This is a genomic window from Bradyrhizobium sp. AZCC 2262 (assembly GCF_036924535.1).
In the GTDB taxonomy this organism is placed as follows: Bacteria; Pseudomonadota; Alphaproteobacteria; order Rhizobiales; family Xanthobacteraceae; genus Bradyrhizobium.
In genome coordinates, this window is sequence record NZ_JAZHRT010000001.1 from 6,577,316 (window position 1) to 6,591,837 (window position 14,522).

Below are 14,522 nucleotides of genomic sequence, written 5' to 3' on the forward strand. Positions count from 1 at the left end.
GATTCCTCCTATCGCAGTCTACGCGATCAACCGCTGCACCAGCGCCGACTCACTTGAGTAGGTCAAAAGCGCCTCGTGAGTCGCCCGAGTAACCCCAACATATGTCAGTCGAACACATTCCTCGACCGCCTCGCCATGGCGGCCGAGCAAGCCCAACCCTGCAATAGCGACGCACGGAAACTCGAGCCCCTTCGCGGTGTGCATGCTCAACAACCGCACGGCTACACGCTTCGTCGAAACTCTGTTCTTGTTGTTCTTGGCCATATCGATCGGCACTTCATGCCTGGTGAGTACCTGAGCGACCCGCTCCCCAATGCTCCGGATAAAGGCAAGCCATTTGCGGCCACTCGTACCCCGCCTTTTTCCGCCCGAGAAACCACTCGGCGACGCAGTGAGCTTCTGCTTCGATGCTCACACACTGCCGCACGCCTGGCACCAGTCCCTGCCGACCCGCATCTTCGGGCAACAGGATAGGGTGCTCATCATCGGCCGTCGTGCCCGGAGCGCCGATCACGTCTGAAGCGAAGTGTCGCGCAAAGGCAACGATTTGGGCCGTGTTGCGGTAGTTGACTTTCAGTACGGTCGTTCTGCCCGTCGCTTCGATTCCAAGCTGTTTCCACACCGGGCGCTCACGTCCCTGGTAGATGGCTTGAATATCGTCATAGACGACCATCAGCGCCTTCGTACGCGGGTTCACCATCTTGGCCGCAAGCGCGAGCCATTGCGGCTCGAAGTCGTGTGCCTCGTCGATCAGGACGGCGTCGTACTGCCCCATAGGGATATGCCCCTGATCGACAGCCTTCACGACCTCCGAAACGCTCGCAGCCAGTCGCTTTGCGTAGTCGGGATAGTCTCGCTCGGATGGGGCGGGAATCCCATAAGTCCGCAGCATCCGGTAACACCAACCATGAAAGGTAAGAACCTGGACACGGTGCTCCACGCCCCGATTCTGCATGGCATCCTCGAGTCGGCCCGCGATGCCATTGGCGTAACACAGGATGAGCACCGGCCTTGTCGCCCCGCGCGCCAGATACTCGGCGCGGAAGGCAAGGATCAGCGTCTTGCCCGATCCAGCGACGCCGCGAATAATTCGATGTCCCTCGCCCAGGCTGCGCGCGATCTGCTCCTGATGCATGTCCATGACTGCAAGCGTCCGGTCGGATGGATCGGGCACTATCGGTTCGTCCAGAGGCAGGGCAATCTGTCGTATGCGGATTTCGGGAAAGAGCAGCGCGCGCAGCCGGTCGAATTGCGGCATCGACAGAGGCTCTCCGAGACGCGGATAAACCATGCGCCACAATCTGGACCGGAATTCTTCAGGGTCCGCGCCCTCCGTCATTTCATCCTTGAACACACATAGATGCTCGGCGAATACCTCCTTGAGATCGGTCTGATCGAACTGCTTGCGCGTGATATTGGTGAATACGGCCCCGAAGCCGAACGGAAGGATGGATCGGCCCATGAAGCGGTGACCGGCCGGAAACAGTAGTTGCCCATCCCGCTCCAGCGTGCGCACGACCTCGAACGTGTACTTGCGAGCCTGCTCCAGGGGATTGCTCTCCCGCACGATGCCGCGACTCGTAAGCAGTTCGACTTTTGCCTTGTCGGCCGACACGATTGACTCCAGGCGCCAGTCCTTCACCTCAAGCACGAGCAGGCCGTTCGCCGGGTGAACGATGATAAAGTCCGGATGCCGGCTGCGAGGGCCTACCGGGAGATTGTGCCAAACGACAGCGTTCTCTTCGAGGAAGTCCTTGAGGCGCTCCGCGAGTCGCAGCTCGCCGCGGGTGTCGAAGCGCGCGAAGCCCAGGCTGGGAATCAGGATTGCCATGTAACGGCCGAGAGGTTGACAGCCAGCTCAGGGCTTAACGTGACCTCAACACGCTTTGGACCAATGCTCACGGGCCTGCCCCCTTCGCAAATCAATCGTTCTCCCAGCGACTTTTTCAGGAAGACCAATTTGGGCCGGGGCGACTTCAACACCCGTGCGACGGCGTCCTGAAGCCCTGGCGCTCCCTAGGGGAATCGAACCCCTGTTTCAGCCTTGAGAGGGCCGCGTCCTAACCGCTAGACGAAGGGAGCGTTGGGCTCAGGGAATAGCCGCGAAATGCGCGGTGGGCAAGGCAAGTCTGAGGGGTCTGATTCCCGTTAGGTAAACGTGTTGCCCTGCGTCCGCGGTCGAACCGGGCGCTCGGCGCCATCCGGTAACGCGGATTTCAGGGTTCGCTGACGAATTTGAGCTTTCCGGCCGGTTTCAGCGTTTTGGCGTCGAAGGTGCGGATTTCGGTCACGCCGCTTATATCCAGCGTCAGCACCAGCCGCTCGCCGGCCACCGCCGTCGAGACGATGCGGGCGCCCTTGGGCAGGGTCGCGATAATATCCGTCGCGGCTGCGGCGGGGCTTCCCTCGCCACGGTAAAGACGGTACCCGACGGCGATCAGAACCACGGCCACCGCCAGCGCCGAGGTCAGGCTCGCGATCAGCATCATCCGCCGCACCCGCGCCATCAGCGCGGCCTGCTCGGGGGTCGGTTCGGGCGCAACGGTATCGGTCATGCAAGGCTCTGCTTTGGAACAAGGCTTATCTAACGGCGGTCAAAGGCTGGAGGTCACCGTCGGCGGCGACGAGGGCTCGCCCCGTCTCGACCGCGTGCTCGCGGTGCTTCGCCCGGAACTGTCGCGCTCGCGGCTGAAAGCGCTGATTCTGGCCGGTTCCGTCACCGCCAAAGGCGCCCCCATCCGCGACCCCGCTTATCATGTCGCGAGAGGCGATACGATCACAATCGACGTCCCCGAAGCAGTGGCGCCGGAGCCTATGGGCGAAGATATCGCGCTCGACATTATCTATGAGGACGACGACATCATCGTCATCGACAAGCCGAAGGGCCTCGTCGTGCATCCGGCCGCCGGCCACGAGAGCGGCACGCTGGTCAACGCGCTGATCGCCCATTGCGGTGCCAGCCTTTCCGGCATCGGCGGCGTCCGCCGGCCGGGCATCGTGCACCGTCTCGACAAGGATACGACCGGGCTGATGGTGGTCGCCAAGAACGATCATGCCCATCAGTCGCTGACCGCGCAATTCGCCGACCACGGCCGCACCGGGCCGATGCAACGGGGCTACATGGCCTTCGTCTGGGGCGTGCCCGGCCGCCAGCGCGGCACGGTCAACGCGCCGATCGACCGGCACCCCTACGCCCGCGAAAAAATGGCGGTGCGTCCGGGCGGACGCGAGGCGGTCACGCATTGGGAATTGCAGGCGACCTATCAGGGGCGCGACGGCAAGCCGGTCGCCTCGTTTCTCGCCTGCCAGCTCGAGACCGGGCGGACGCATCAGATCCGGGTGCACCTCGCCCATATCGGCCACCCCCTGATGGGCGATGCCGTCTATGGCCCACACTTCAAGACCAAGGCCGGGCAGCTCGGTACCCAAGGTAAGGATGCGCTCACCGCACTCGGCCGGCAGGCCCTGCACGCCTATCTGCTCGCCCTGGAACACCCCCGAACCGGGGAATTTTTGCATTGGGAGGCGGCTTTGCCGGAGGATTTGCTTCTCCTGCAACGGTCGCTGGAAGCGGCGCTATGACGCAGCCCCTCCAGAAAATCGATGCCATGACAATGGGTTATGCCTGCCACACGGTGACGTGACGTCAGTATTCCTTCCCTATTTGTTCGTTTTCGGCTATGTTGCACCTGCGCTGAATATCCAGCGCGGAACATCGCAGCCTGGTCGGCTTTAACACAGCGATCACCTGCCGGGCCCGCCGCTATCGGGGGCCTGAACCACTGGAGGGCGCTCAAATGGCCCGTACAGCTACGTTACCGGTTCTCAATGGAGAATCCGGTCTTTCCAGATACCTCGCCGAGATCCGCAAATTTCCGATGCTGGAGCCCCAGCAGGAATACATGTTCGCCAAGCGTTGGCGCGAACATGACGATCGCGACGCGGCACATCACCTTGTCACCAGCCATCTCCGGCTCGTGGCCAAGATCGCCATGGGCTATCGCGGCTACGGCCTGCCGATCTCCGAGGTCGTCTCGGAAGGCAATGTCGGCCTGATGCAGGCGGTCAAGCGGTTCGAGCCCGAGAAGGGTTTTCGTCTCGCCACCTACGCCATGTGGTGGATCAAGGCGTCGATACAAGAGTACATCCTGCGTTCCTGGTCGCTCGTGAAAATGGGAACCACCGCGAACCAGAAGAAGCTGTTCTTCAACCTGCGCAAGGCGAAGAGCAAGATCTCCGCGCTGGACGAGGGCGATCTCCGCCCCGACCAGGTAGCGATCATTGCCAAGCGCCTCGGCGTGACGAATCAGGACGTTGTCGACATGAACCGCCGCCTCGGTGGCGACGCGTCGCTCAACGCACCGATCCGCGACGACGGTGAAGCTGGCGAATGGCAGGACTGGCTGGTCGATAACTCGCCCAACCAGGAAGCCGTGATGGCCGAGCACGAGGAGTTCGATCATCGCCGGCAGGCGCTGAACGGCGCCATCGGTGTGCTCAATCCGCGCGAACGCCGCATCTTCGAGGCGCGGCGCCTGGCGGAAGACCCGATGACGCTGGAAGACCTCGCCGCCGAATTCGGCGTGTCGCGCGAGCGCGTGCGGCAGATCGAGGTCCGCGCTTTCGAGAAGGTGCAGTCGGCCGTCAAGGGCACGATTGCCCGGCAGGAAGCGGAAGCACTCGAAGCCGCGCACTGATCGCGCTGGTCGAGGTAACGATTGACGAAAGCCGGCGGCAACGCCGGCTTTTTGTTTTTGGGGGTGTTGCCTTCACAAGCGCGTCGTCGTCCCTGCGAAAGCAGGGACCCATACGCCGCGGCGGTAATGATTTTACACGCCGGTAGTTATCGTTCATCTCCAACTACGACGGCCGCGGCGTATGGGTCCCCGCGTTCGCGGGGACGACGAGTTGAGAGAGCCCCTCAATCATACGTCCGCAGATAATCCGCGATGCTGGTCGGCGGGTCGAGCGTGCCCGCCCTACTCCCCCCACTCCCGCGCCATCGTCGCGAGCGCGCAGCCTTCGCAATAGCGGGCGTCCTTGAAGTCGATCCAGTTGTGCGCATAGACGCGATCGAGCGGAATGCCGTAACGCGCGCGCAGCACTTTTACGAGAATTTTCCACGCCGCGATCTGCACCTCAGTAGGCCCGCGCGTCACGTCGGGAAAATTGCCGGCGAATTCGACGCCGACCGAATTGTTGCCGACGACCTGGCGATAAGTCGGGCCGTTGTCGATATACTTGTTGTCGTTGCGGTTGGCGCCGTCGCCATGGGTCGGAACCAGATGTTCGGCAACCGCCCAGTACACCGTGCCGTCGGTTTCGACCCAGACCATGACGCCGCGCCGGGTCGGGTTCTTCGACTGCGCCTGCGCGCCGCCGCGCGCGGAGCCTGCCGGCCCTTCGGTCTGGTGCACGATGATGTTGCGCCAGGGATGGGCTTTCGCGAGGTCACCCCATGGCGCGAGCCAGACCATCTTCAGGCCGGGAATATCGGGTGTGCCCGACGAGCGCGCGATCATAGCGAGGTCGGGCGTTTGCGCGGAGGCGGATACGGAGAATGCGAAGGCGCAAACCGCCAGCGCAAGTGCACGAAGGTTCATGTCTCACGGCCCGATGACGGACCTCAATAACACGCTCGGCCCTTGTTCGACGCGTTTTCTTCACACGAACCGGTAGCCACCCCCGGATCAAGTCCGAGGGCATGCTTCGCTCGAAAACGCTTTAGGCCCGCTTGCGCAGGCCCATATCCGATAGCCCCCGTGTTTCGGGGTCGGGCACCAGCGGCGGCGCCGGGTCGTAGGTCGCAAAGCCGTTGCGGCCGGCCTTCTTGGCGTCGTAGAGCGCATGGTCGGCGGCCGCAATCAGGCGGTCGGGATAGGCGCCCATCTCGCGGGCCCATTGCGCGACGCCGATCGAGACTGCGATCGGGATGTCGTTGCCGGCGCATTGTTCGGCGTCCGCACGGCAGACCTCCAGCACGCGGCGCGCGATCATGGCGCCTTCGCGCAGCGTCGATGACGGCAGCACGATGCAGAATTCGTCGCCGCCGGTCCGTGCCAGCATGTCGCCGGGTCGCAGGCGGGTCTGCGCCATCAGGGTGAAATGCTGCAGGCAGGCGTCGCCGGCAGCGTGGCCATGGGTATCGTTGATACCCTTGAAGCCGTCGAGATCGATTACCAGTAGCGCGAACGGCTGACCGCTGCGTTCGGAGCGCGCGCATTCTTCCGTCAGGCGCTGCAGCAGATGGCGGCGGTTGCCGACGCCGGTGAGATCGTCGAGCAGCGCGAGATCCGCGACCTCGTTGCGCAGGCGGTCCATCGCCATCAGCAGGAAGCCGAAATTCAGCGCCATCGACAGGAACACCAGCACCAGGATGACGACCGATTGCGCCGGGCTGAAATGCATGTAGGAGAAGCCGCCGCCGTCGATGGTGGTCACCGCGCCGATCCACCTGGCGACGAAAATGGCCATGATGAGAATGGTAACGATGCCGGCCAGCCGGGCGCCCGGATTGACGCGCCCCTCATGCCGCGACAGCAGCAGCTTCAGACTGCGCAGCATCGGCAGCGCCTGGGCGATCGTAAAGACGGTCATTCGCGCCGGCACGCTGTCATGGACGAACGTAAAGAAGCACAGGCCGGCCACGCCCAGCCCGGTGATCAGCAGGGTGTCGCGCCAGGAAACCGGCTGATTGAAGAACTTGCGGATGCCCATCGCAGCCAGGCAGATCGCCAGGATCAATGCGGTGCCGGCAAACAGCAGCGGTACCAGCGAATCCGGGAAAACCACGCGCAGCATCGCCAGCGCCGCGCCGGCCGCAGCGACGAATGCCGAACCGGTCCAGAACCGCGCGGCTTCGAACGACGGATAGCTGCGCATGACGTAGGCCCAGATCAGGCCCAGCGCGAGAAAATTGATGACGAACACCGTCCAAAGCGTCGGAACGCTCAGCATCACGAACCCGGGACGCGCACGTCCCGTCTCCCCTGTTGTCTAACGACCGCTCGAGACCTCCGCCTCGCGCTTTCTCCCACGACGATTCTCGTTGTCTTGCCCCGTCGTCTTGCGGAACAAAGTGCATCCGCGCCGCTTAACGGACCCTGACTGCCGCCGGCCAATCCAAACCGTGGTTTTGAATTGATGAAGATCGTCGACGTCAGGACATCGTTAAGCATGATGCGCGCGATGCGAACGGCGGTGACGAGGCGCGTTTCGGCAAAAAATCACATCAAAATGCACAACAACTGTGGATAACGTGATGACAACGCCATGACGGCACGCGGCAGCGGCCTCCGAATCTGGTGGGATTGTCATCGAGGATGTTGCGAGGCTGGCCCTCCGCCAAGCATGCCTCGGTGTCGCGTTCAATCCATGAAACCTTGAGAGGATACTATGGCTAAGAAAGCGAAGAAGGCGAAGAAGGCGAAGAAGGCCAAGAAGTCGAAGAAGAAGTGAATTTTGGCCCGGGTGGAGTGCTCAGCTCTGCCCGGGCTCCCAACTCCGGGTGCAATTTGGAGAATAGCGGGCCTTCGGTCCGCCTTTTTCGTTCCTGCGAATGGCGCCGAGATGTAGCCCGGATGAGCGCAAGCGACATCCGGGATGACATAAGCACCGGCCCCGGATATCGCTGCGCTCATCCGGGCTACGGAACTTCAGCGCTCCGCAAACGCGAGCTTGGCGCCGAGTGCGGCGAAGCCGGCGGCAAAACTCCGGCGCAGCCAGGCCATCGCCTTCGGCCGGGTGATGACGCGGTCGCGCAAGGAGGCTGCGAACAGGCCGTAGACCGCGAACACCACGAACGTCATCGCCATGAAAGCCGTGCTCAATTCCAGCATCCGCGCCAGCGGGTGCGGCTCGTCGACGGCGACGAACTGCGGCAGGAAGGCCAGGAAGAAGATCGACAGCTTTGGATTGAGGATGTTGATCAGGATGGCGGTCACGATGACGCGCCGGCTGGAGCGCGCCGAGGCCGCGGGGCGCGTGTCGATCGACAGCGCGCCCGTCTCGCGCAACGCCTGCCAGGCCATGTAGAGCAGGTACACCACGCCGCACCATTTCAGCGCGGCAAACGCCAGGGCACTCGTATGCAGCACCGCGGCCAGCCCAAGCATGGCGGCCAGCATCTGCGGCACGATGCCGAGCGTGCAGCCAAACGCCGCCGCGATGGAAGGCCGCGCACCTGATGTCAGCGCCACCGCCAGCGTATAGAGCACGCCGGTGCCGGGGGAAGCGACTACGATCAGCGAGGTCAACAGGAACGACAGCGTCATGGTCAGCCATTACCACGCCAACCCCGGGCGTGGAAGCATGGCGCCGCCCTTCACGAACGCGCGCACGGTCAGCCTTCGCGGTGATGCCGCCTTTCATGCACCATCCGTTCCGCCTCCCGGATCACGTCGAGCGGCGCCCACGGCTTGGCCCAGAACTGGACGCCATCGGGCAATTCCTGATGCAGCGGTTTGCCCGAGGTGACGATCACCCCGATGTCGGGGTTGTACTTCCTGGCGATGTGCGCGAGCTCGACGCCGTCCATGTTGCCGGCGAGCTGCACGTCGGTCATCATCAAAACCAGACTGCCGGCGGCGCGCTCGAGCACCAGCTCCGCGGCCTCCGCGCTTTCGCATTCGATGACATCGACGTCGCTTTCCTCCAGCAATAGGCAAATCATATCCCGTTGCATCGGATCGTCTTCGACGATAAGGGCGGTTGCGCGACGATTGGGTTTTGAATGTCCCATGTGAGCCTCCTCAGGATTCACGTCGCATTGGCGATGCCACTTTCTGTCGGGTAGTCGACGTTAAGCGCGGAAACCGCTTTAAGGTTCGGTTCCAATTTGCGAAAGTTGCGGAACCCGCCTTCTTTTTCATCGCTGCAAGGAGCCCGATACCAATGACTGCAATATCCGGAAGTGCGGCCGCCGTGACCGGCGCCGCCAGCGGCATCGGCCGCGCGCTCGCGCTGCAGCTGGCCGCGCGCGGCTGCGACCTGGCGCTTGCCGACCGCGACGAGGCGGGGCTGCAGCAGGTGGCCGCCGAGATCGGCAAAGCCGGCGCGCGCAAGGTATCGACCCACCGCGTCGATGTCGGCGAGCCCACCCAGATCCAGGAATTCGCGCAAGCCGCCATTGCCACCCACCCTTCGCTGAACATCGTCATCAACAATGCCGGCGTAGCCCTGATGGGCAGCTTCAACGAGGTCGACCAGGCGCAAATGGAATGGCTGATCAACATCAATTTCTGGGGCGTGGTGCACGGCACCCGCGTGTTCCTGCCGCACCTTTCGCAACAGCGCGAGGCGCATATCGTCAACCTCTCCTCGATCTTCGGCATCATCGCGCCGCCGGGCCAGACCGCGTATTGCGCGGCCAAGTTTGCCGTGCGCGGCTTTTCGGAAAGCCTGCGGCATGAGCTGGCGATGGCGAACAGTCCGGTGAAGCTGTCGGTGGTGCATCCCGGCGGGGTGCTGACCAACATTGTGCGCAACTCCCGCACCGGAAGCGGCATCACCGACAATGCCCGCCGTGCCGAATCCATCGACCGCTTTGACTCGATCGCGAAAACCACGCCGCCGCTCGCAGCACAGCGCATCATTGCCGGCATCGAGAAAAACCAGCCGCGCATTCTGATCGGCAACGATGCGTGGTTCATGGATCTGTTACAGCGATTTCGCCCGGCGACGTATTGGTCGGTGCTGGCGAAGCGGATCGAGAAGATGGGTCGGCACTCGAAATAGAAGGCGGTGCCGTCGCGCGCACCAATGTCATCCCCGCGCAGGCGGGGATCCAGTACGCCGCGGCTTCCCGGTTCAATTGCGACTGTCTCTGGACTACTGGATCACCCGCGTTCGCGGGTGATGACGGCTCGAAATGAGGAGGGACAGAGCTACCGCCCGACTAACCGATCCGCAAAATAGCCGATCGTCTTGCGGTAGATGGTCGCCCTGTTCCACTCGCGCATGGCTTCGAAATTCGCGGTGCCCTCGCCGTATGGCGCGCCGCCCTTGAAGCCGCTCGAGTGCAGCAGGTTCGCGGTGGAGGCGAGCACGTCGGGCACGCTGTGGCGGAGATCGACATGGCCGTTGCCGTCGAAATCGACGCCGTATTTGATGTAGGACGACGGCAGAAATTGCGTCTGGCCGATTTCGCCGGCGAAGGCGCCGATCAGGTCGCGCAAGGGAAGATCGCCGCGCTCCACGATCTTCAGCGCCGCCAGCAACTCGCCCTGGAACAATTCAGTGCGACGGCAATCATGCGCCATCGTCGTCAGCGTGCGGATCACCGGCATCTTGCCGATGTCGCCCTTGCCGAAATCGCTCTCCAGCCCCCAGATCGCGACCACGATTTCCGGCGGCACGCCAAACTTCTGCTCGATGCGCGCCAGCAATGATCCGTGCCGCAGCAGCATCTGCCGGCCGATGTTGATGCGGCCGGGGCCGACGCGGGTCGAGACATATTGCTCGAACGATTTGTTGAAGGTGCCGCGCTGGCGGCGGTCGAAGGCCAGCACCGCGGGGTCCTGCGTGACGCCGGCAAACGCCTGGCCGATCACCGCTTGCGAAACGCCGGCCGCCGCGGCCTCCTGCGACATCGCGGAAACGAAGGTGTTGAAATCGCCGCCGCAGCGGGCGGCGTAGGTTGGGGTGGAGATGATGACGGCACTGAGGAAAATGGCCCAACGAAACATGCGCATGCGAATCCCTTGTTAGCTCTCACCCCGATCATGCCATGGGAAAATGGGGCGCGAAACCTTCGTCGTCCCTGCGAAAGCAGGGACCCATACGCCGCGGCCGATGTTGTTTAAGCCGAAGGGTTGACGGCTTGGCTTCAACAATTGCCGCCTGTGGTTATGGGTCCCTGCTTTCGCAGGGACGACGGCACGACTGGTGGCGCGAGCCCCCTACTCGCCACCGCCATCGATCTGGCGGCCCATCAGCGCGATCGCCTTCTGATAGACGCCTGCGGCATTCCAGGCCTGGATCGCTGCAAAATTCGGCTCGCCCGGCTGGTAGCCCGCGCCGGCGCGCCAGCCATGGGCCTTCAGGAAATTCGCGGTCGAGGCCAGCGCGTTGGCCGAGTTTTCGAGATTGCCGGTGCCGTAGGCCAGGATCGCCTTGGGCATGAACTGGGTCTGGCCGACTTCGCCATGCATGGAGCCGCGCTGCGACGGCGAGAGCGCGCCGCGATCGATCAATTGCAGCGCCGCGTAAAGATGCTCGGTGAAATATTCCGAGCGCCGGCAGTCATAGGCGAGCGTCGCGATCGAGGCGAGCATGTTCTGATTGCCGCGCTGGCTGCCGAAGCCGGTCTCCATGCCCCAGATGGCAAGCAGCGGCCCCGGCGACACGCCGTAGCGCTGCTGGATCGAGGCGAACAGCGCGCCCTGCGACGCCTTGAGCGAGCGGCCACGTGAGACGATGGTCGTGGCCCCGCGCTTGGCGAGAAACGCATCGAGCGAGAGATTGAAACTGCGCTGGCCGCGGTCGGCATTGATGGTCGCCTGCGCGTAGTTCGTCGCCATCAGGGCCTGGATGGTCGAGGCACTGACGCCCTTTGCTTGCGCCTCGCGAGCGAATTCCTGCTTCCAGGCGGCAAAGCCGGCGGACGAACTGCCGCATTGGGCGGCGTGGGCCTGGGAGGTGGAGCATGCGAACATTGCCAGGGTGGCGCTGAAAGCAAATGCGATGCGGAGCATGGAAAAGCCATTCCTGAGAGAGCACTGCAAATAAGCATCGGCTTCTAGCACGTCCTTGGCCGCGCTTCGAGGGTGGCGGCCAACGCAGGGGGTAGAATCTCCCCGAAAACGGCCATGATTGCGGCTCATTTGAACCGGGCGATCCCCCGTCGCGACCTTTACGTGTCGTACGTCATTCCGCCCCCTCCGCCATCGATCGTTTCTCGAAGAAATGGATTTACCATGACCTCACCACGCAGATTGTTGAGACCGATCCTCCTGCTGCTGACCTTCTCGCTCGGCGCGATGACGAACGCTTCCGCGCAGACGCGCGACGTGGCCGGCGCACGGGATTATCCCGGCATCGGCCGGTTCGGCGGCAGCGTCATCACGGGATATCAGGTGAAGGATTTTGACGCGGCGCGGATGCAGGGGGCGGCGTTCAAGGACGGCCAGCCGACGGATGCGCGGCGGCTGGAGGGACGCATCACCCGCGTCGCCTATCGCACCAATCCCGGCCCCTCGATCCTGGAGGTGTCACGCAATTTCGAGACCCAACTGGCGAAGGCCGGGTTCGAAACGCTGCTGGCCTGCGACACCGATGCCTGCGGCGCAATTCCGTTCTCCGAAGCCGTCGACGCGCTGCCGATCCCGCAGATGTGGGTGGACGGCTTCAACTATCATTATTTTGCGGGACGCAAGACCGAAGGCGGGCGCGAGACCTATGCCAGCGTGATCGTCAGCGAGAACAACCGCGATATCTATGCGCAGCTCGTCGTCGCCGAACTCGGCGCGATCGAGAACAAGATGGTGGACGCCGCGGCAATGGCCAAAGGCCTCGGCGAGGCCGGCCACATCGCGCTCTACGGCATCTATTTCGACACCGACAAGGCGGTGGTGAAACCCGAAAGCCGCCCGACGCTCGAACAGATCGCAAAACTGCTGACCGGCCAGCCGCAGCTCAACGTCTTCATCGTCGGCCACACCGACAACCAGGGCGCCTACGACTACAATCTCGATCTGTCGCGCCGGCGTGCCGAAGCGGTGGCGGCGGAACTGGTGAAGAATTTTCGCATTGTGCAGGCGCGGTTGCGTACCGCAGGCGTGGGTTTCCTTGCGCCGGTGGGCTCGAACGGCAGCGAGGCCGGCCGTGCGTTGAACCGCCGCGTGGAGTTGGTCGCACCGTAGCATCAATGCGTGGGCGTACGCCCGCTTTGGCCTCCAAGGACAATGGCGATGACCAGGTCCAGTGGTTTCAAGGTCGGAATGGGAATTGTGATTGCCGCGCTGACGGCAATCCAGAATGCGGCCGCCCAAGCGCCGACGCTTGCTCTAGACCCTTCACGATTGCCGCGTCTCGGTACCATCGACGCGCGTTTTCAATCGTACAACGTTGAAATGGTCGAGGTCACCGGCGGAAGGTTCTGGAAGCCTTACAGGGCGAGTGCTTCAGCGCCGTCATCGCGCGGCGCTGATAATCCCGGGAACGTCCCGGTGGGCGGCAATCCAGACCTCTACGCGTATCGGGAGCCTATCGACCTGTCGAACCCTCGACTGCGCAGATTGGCTGCCGCTCTGGCGCCGGCCTACATGCGCGTCAGCGGCACCTGGGCCAATAGCACCTACTTTGCTGAAAGCGATGAGGCGCCCTCCACACCGCCGAACGGCTTCCGCGCGGTGCTAAGCCGCGAACGTTGGAAAGCTGTCATCGACTTTGCCCACGCGGTTAACGCGGAGATCGTGACCTCGATGGCAACCAGCCCCGGTGCCCGCAACGCGGCAGGTCAATGGCAGAGCGATCAGGCGCGTCGCTTGTTCGCCTATACCAGATCCGTCGGCGGCAGAATTGCCGCCGCTGAGTTCATGAACGAGCCGACGCTGGCCGCCATGGGCGGCGCGCCCAAAGGATACGACGCGGCGGCTTACGGGCGGGACTTCAAGGCCTTTGTGGCGTTCATCAGGGCGAGCGAGCCGGACGTGATGGTTCTGGGCCCCGGTTCGATCGGCGAAACAATGGCGTCGCCATCATCCCCGCAGTCCAGCGCCGATTTCATCAGCACGCGCGACCTGCTCGTCGCATCCGGCCCGGGCATCGACGCGTTTTCCTATCATCACTACGGCGCGCTCTCGCAACGATGCTCCGGAATTCCGGGGCAGACCACGCCCGAGGCCGCGCTTTCGGAAAGGTGGCTGGCCAGCACGGGCCAGACGCTCGCGTTCTACCAATCGCTCCGGGACGAGTTTGCACCTGGCAAGCCGATGTGGCTCACCGAAACCGCCGAGGCAGCTTGCGGCGGCAATCCCTGGGCTTCGAGTTTCCTCGATACCTTTCGATATCTCGATCAGCTTGGCCGGCTTGCCAAAGCCGGCGTTCAGATGGTGGCGCACAACACGTTTGCCGCAAGTGATTACGGCCTGCTCGATGAGGCGACGTTGCGGCCGCGGCCGAACTACTGGGCGGCGCTGCTTTGGCGCAGGCTGATGGGCACCATTATTCTCGACGCCGGCGTGTACCATGGGATGTACCTCTACGCACATTGCCGGCGAGGCGCCCGCGGGGCCGTCGCGCTGCTTGCGATCAATACCGACAGGACAATCGCCGCCACCTTGCGATTGCCCGTGACCAGCGAGCGTTACACGCTGTCGGCGGATGATCTGCAAAGCGCCAGCGTGAAACTGAATGGAACGGCTTTGGAGCTCGGTCCGAATGACGAGCTTCCGCAGTTTGCCGCGGTGACATCGCCACCGGGTTCGGTCGAGATCGCGCCGGCCACGATCACTTTCCTCACGGTCGCGGATGCCAAAAATCCGGCATGCGATTGAATTTTTTCGAATTCCGTTCGGCCGTTT

Annotated in this window: 14 protein-coding genes and 1 tRNA gene; 5 read left to right on the top strand and 10 right to left on the bottom strand. The window is 63.2% G+C overall.

Annotation, left to right across the window (positions count from 1 at the left end):
* Window positions 1-18 precede the first annotated feature (18 nt).
* From V1283_RS30800 to V1283_RS30815, 4 genes are all read right to left on the bottom strand, one after another.
* Window positions 19-264 carry a 3'-5' exonuclease gene (locus V1283_RS30800; RefSeq protein WP_334390389.1) on the bottom strand — a complete coding sequence of 82 codons (246 nt, stop codon included), beginning with the start codon at window positions 262-264 and terminating at the stop codon, window positions 19-21.
* A 13-nt stretch (window positions 265-277) separates the two neighbouring features.
* Entirely contained in the window at window positions 278-1,831 is a 1,554-nt protein-coding gene (locus V1283_RS30805) for a DEAD/DEAH box helicase (RefSeq protein WP_334390390.1), read from the bottom strand.
* A 176-nt stretch (window positions 1,832-2,007) separates the two neighbouring features.
* Window positions 2,008-2,082 (bottom strand) — tRNA-Glu (locus tag V1283_RS30810).
* A gap of 134 nt (window positions 2,083-2,216) precedes the next feature.
* The gene (locus V1283_RS30815) at window positions 2,217-2,555 is read right to left on the bottom strand and encodes a hypothetical protein (RefSeq protein ID WP_334390391.1); all 339 of its coding nucleotides are present in this window, start codon (window positions 2,553-2,555) and stop codon (window positions 2,217-2,219) included.
* Here V1283_RS30815 and V1283_RS30820 point away from each other — a divergent pair.
* Both V1283_RS30820 and rpoH read left to right on the top strand, forming a co-directional pair.
* Complete coding sequence (locus V1283_RS30820) at window positions 2,554-3,582, top strand: RluA family pseudouridine synthase (RefSeq protein ID WP_334390392.1); 1,029 nt, start codon at window positions 2,554-2,556, stop codon at window positions 3,580-3,582. The genes V1283_RS30815 and V1283_RS30820 overlap by 2 nt on opposite strands.
* Before the next feature lie 215 nt (window positions 3,583-3,797).
* On the top strand, window positions 3,798-4,697 hold the full coding sequence (gene rpoH / locus V1283_RS30825; RefSeq protein ID WP_334390393.1) for an RNA polymerase sigma factor RpoH: 900 nt from the start codon (window positions 3,798-3,800) through the stop codon (window positions 4,695-4,697).
* 282 nt (window positions 4,698-4,979) lie between these two features.
* Here rpoH and V1283_RS30830 read toward each other — a convergent pair whose 3' ends face one another.
* The 4 genes from V1283_RS30830 to V1283_RS30845 form a co-directional block, all read right to left on the bottom strand.
* Window positions 4,980-5,603, bottom strand: a complete 624-nt coding sequence (locus V1283_RS30830; RefSeq protein WP_334390394.1) for a peptidoglycan recognition protein family protein — start codon at window positions 5,601-5,603, stop codon at window positions 4,980-4,982.
* 121 nt (window positions 5,604-5,724) lie between these two features.
* Complete coding sequence (locus V1283_RS30835) at window positions 5,725-6,957, bottom strand: GGDEF domain-containing protein (protein ID WP_334390395.1); 1,233 nt, start codon at window positions 6,955-6,957, stop codon at window positions 5,725-5,727.
* A 698-nt stretch (window positions 6,958-7,655) separates the two neighbouring features.
* Entirely contained in the window at window positions 7,656-8,273 is a 618-nt protein-coding gene (locus V1283_RS30840; protein ID WP_334390396.1) for a LysE family translocator, read from the bottom strand.
* A 68-nt stretch (window positions 8,274-8,341) separates the two neighbouring features.
* Window positions 8,342-8,740, bottom strand: a complete 399-nt coding sequence (locus V1283_RS30845; protein WP_334390397.1) for a response regulator — start codon at window positions 8,738-8,740, stop codon at window positions 8,342-8,344.
* Window positions 8,741-8,892: 152 nt separating this feature from the next.
* Between V1283_RS30845 and V1283_RS30850 the strand changes: the two genes are divergently transcribed.
* Window positions 8,893-9,735, top strand: a complete 843-nt coding sequence (locus V1283_RS30850; RefSeq protein ID WP_334390398.1) for an SDR family NAD(P)-dependent oxidoreductase — start codon at window positions 8,893-8,895, stop codon at window positions 9,733-9,735.
* 149 nt (window positions 9,736-9,884) lie between these two features.
* Here the strand turns inward: V1283_RS30850 and V1283_RS30855 are convergent, their stop codons facing one another.
* Window positions 9,885-10,691 carry a lytic murein transglycosylase gene (locus V1283_RS30855; protein WP_334390400.1) on the bottom strand — a complete coding sequence of 269 codons (807 nt, stop codon included), beginning with the start codon at window positions 10,689-10,691 and terminating at the stop codon, window positions 9,885-9,887.
* 207 nt (window positions 10,692-10,898) lie between these two features.
* Window positions 10,899-11,654 carry a lytic murein transglycosylase gene (locus V1283_RS30860; RefSeq protein WP_334393232.1) on the bottom strand — a complete coding sequence of 252 codons (756 nt, stop codon included), beginning with the start codon at window positions 11,652-11,654 and terminating at the stop codon, window positions 10,899-10,901.
* Between the two features lie 261 nt (window positions 11,655-11,915).
* Between V1283_RS30860 and V1283_RS30865 the strand changes: the two genes are divergently transcribed.
* On the top strand, window positions 11,916-12,860 hold the full coding sequence (locus V1283_RS30865; RefSeq protein ID WP_334390401.1) for an OmpA family protein: 945 nt from the start codon (window positions 11,916-11,918) through the stop codon (window positions 12,858-12,860).
* A gap of 48 nt (window positions 12,861-12,908) precedes the next feature.
* Window positions 12,909-14,495 carry a hypothetical protein gene (locus V1283_RS30870; protein ID WP_334390402.1) on the top strand — a complete coding sequence of 529 codons (1,587 nt, stop codon included), beginning with the start codon at window positions 12,909-12,911 and terminating at the stop codon, window positions 14,493-14,495.
* Window positions 14,496-14,522: the final 27 nt, after the last annotated feature.

Bases quoted from the DNA above. Each gene is read 5' to 3' on its own strand.
- V1283_RS30820 (WP_334390392.1), top strand. From the start codon at position 2,554: ATGCAAGGCTCTGCTTTGGAACAAGGCTTATCTAACGGCGGTCAAAGG.
- V1283_RS30830 (WP_334390394.1), bottom strand. From the start codon at position 5,603: ATGAACCTTCGTGCACTTGCGCTGGCGGTTTGCGCCTTCGCATTCTCC.
- V1283_RS30815 (WP_334390391.1), bottom strand. From the start codon at position 2,555: ATGACCGATACCGTTGCGCCCGAACCGACCCCCGAGCAGGCCGCGCTG.
- V1283_RS30845 (WP_334390397.1), bottom strand. From the start codon at position 8,740: ATGGGACATTCAAAACCCAATCGTCGCGCAACCGCCCTTATCGTCGAA.
- V1283_RS30840 (WP_334390396.1), bottom strand. From the start codon at position 8,273: ATGACGCTGTCGTTCCTGTTGACCTCGCTGATCGTAGTCGCTTCCCCC.
- V1283_RS30855 (WP_334390400.1), bottom strand. From the start codon at position 10,691: ATGCGCATGTTTCGTTGGGCCATTTTCCTCAGTGCCGTCATCATCTCC.
- V1283_RS30865 (WP_334390401.1), top strand. From the start codon at position 11,916: ATGACCTCACCACGCAGATTGTTGAGACCGATCCTCCTGCTGCTGACC.
- V1283_RS30860 (WP_334393232.1), bottom strand. From the start codon at position 11,654: ATGTTCGCATGCTCCACCTCCCAGGCCCACGCCGCCCAATGCGGCAGT.
- rpoH (WP_334390393.1), top strand. From the start codon at position 3,798: ATGGCCCGTACAGCTACGTTACCGGTTCTCAATGGAGAATCCGGTCTT.
- V1283_RS30800 (WP_334390389.1), bottom strand. From the start codon at position 264: ATGGCCAAGAACAACAAGAACAGAGTTTCGACGAAGCGTGTAGCCGTG.
- V1283_RS30835 (WP_334390395.1), bottom strand. From the start codon at position 6,957: ATGCTGAGCGTTCCGACGCTTTGGACGGTGTTCGTCATCAATTTTCTC.
- V1283_RS30870 (WP_334390402.1), top strand. From the start codon at position 12,909: ATGACCAGGTCCAGTGGTTTCAAGGTCGGAATGGGAATTGTGATTGCC.
- V1283_RS30850 (WP_334390398.1), top strand. From the start codon at position 8,893: ATGACTGCAATATCCGGAAGTGCGGCCGCCGTGACCGGCGCCGCCAGC.
- V1283_RS30805 (WP_334390390.1), bottom strand. From the start codon at position 1,831: ATGGCAATCCTGATTCCCAGCCTGGGCTTCGCGCGCTTCGACACCCGC.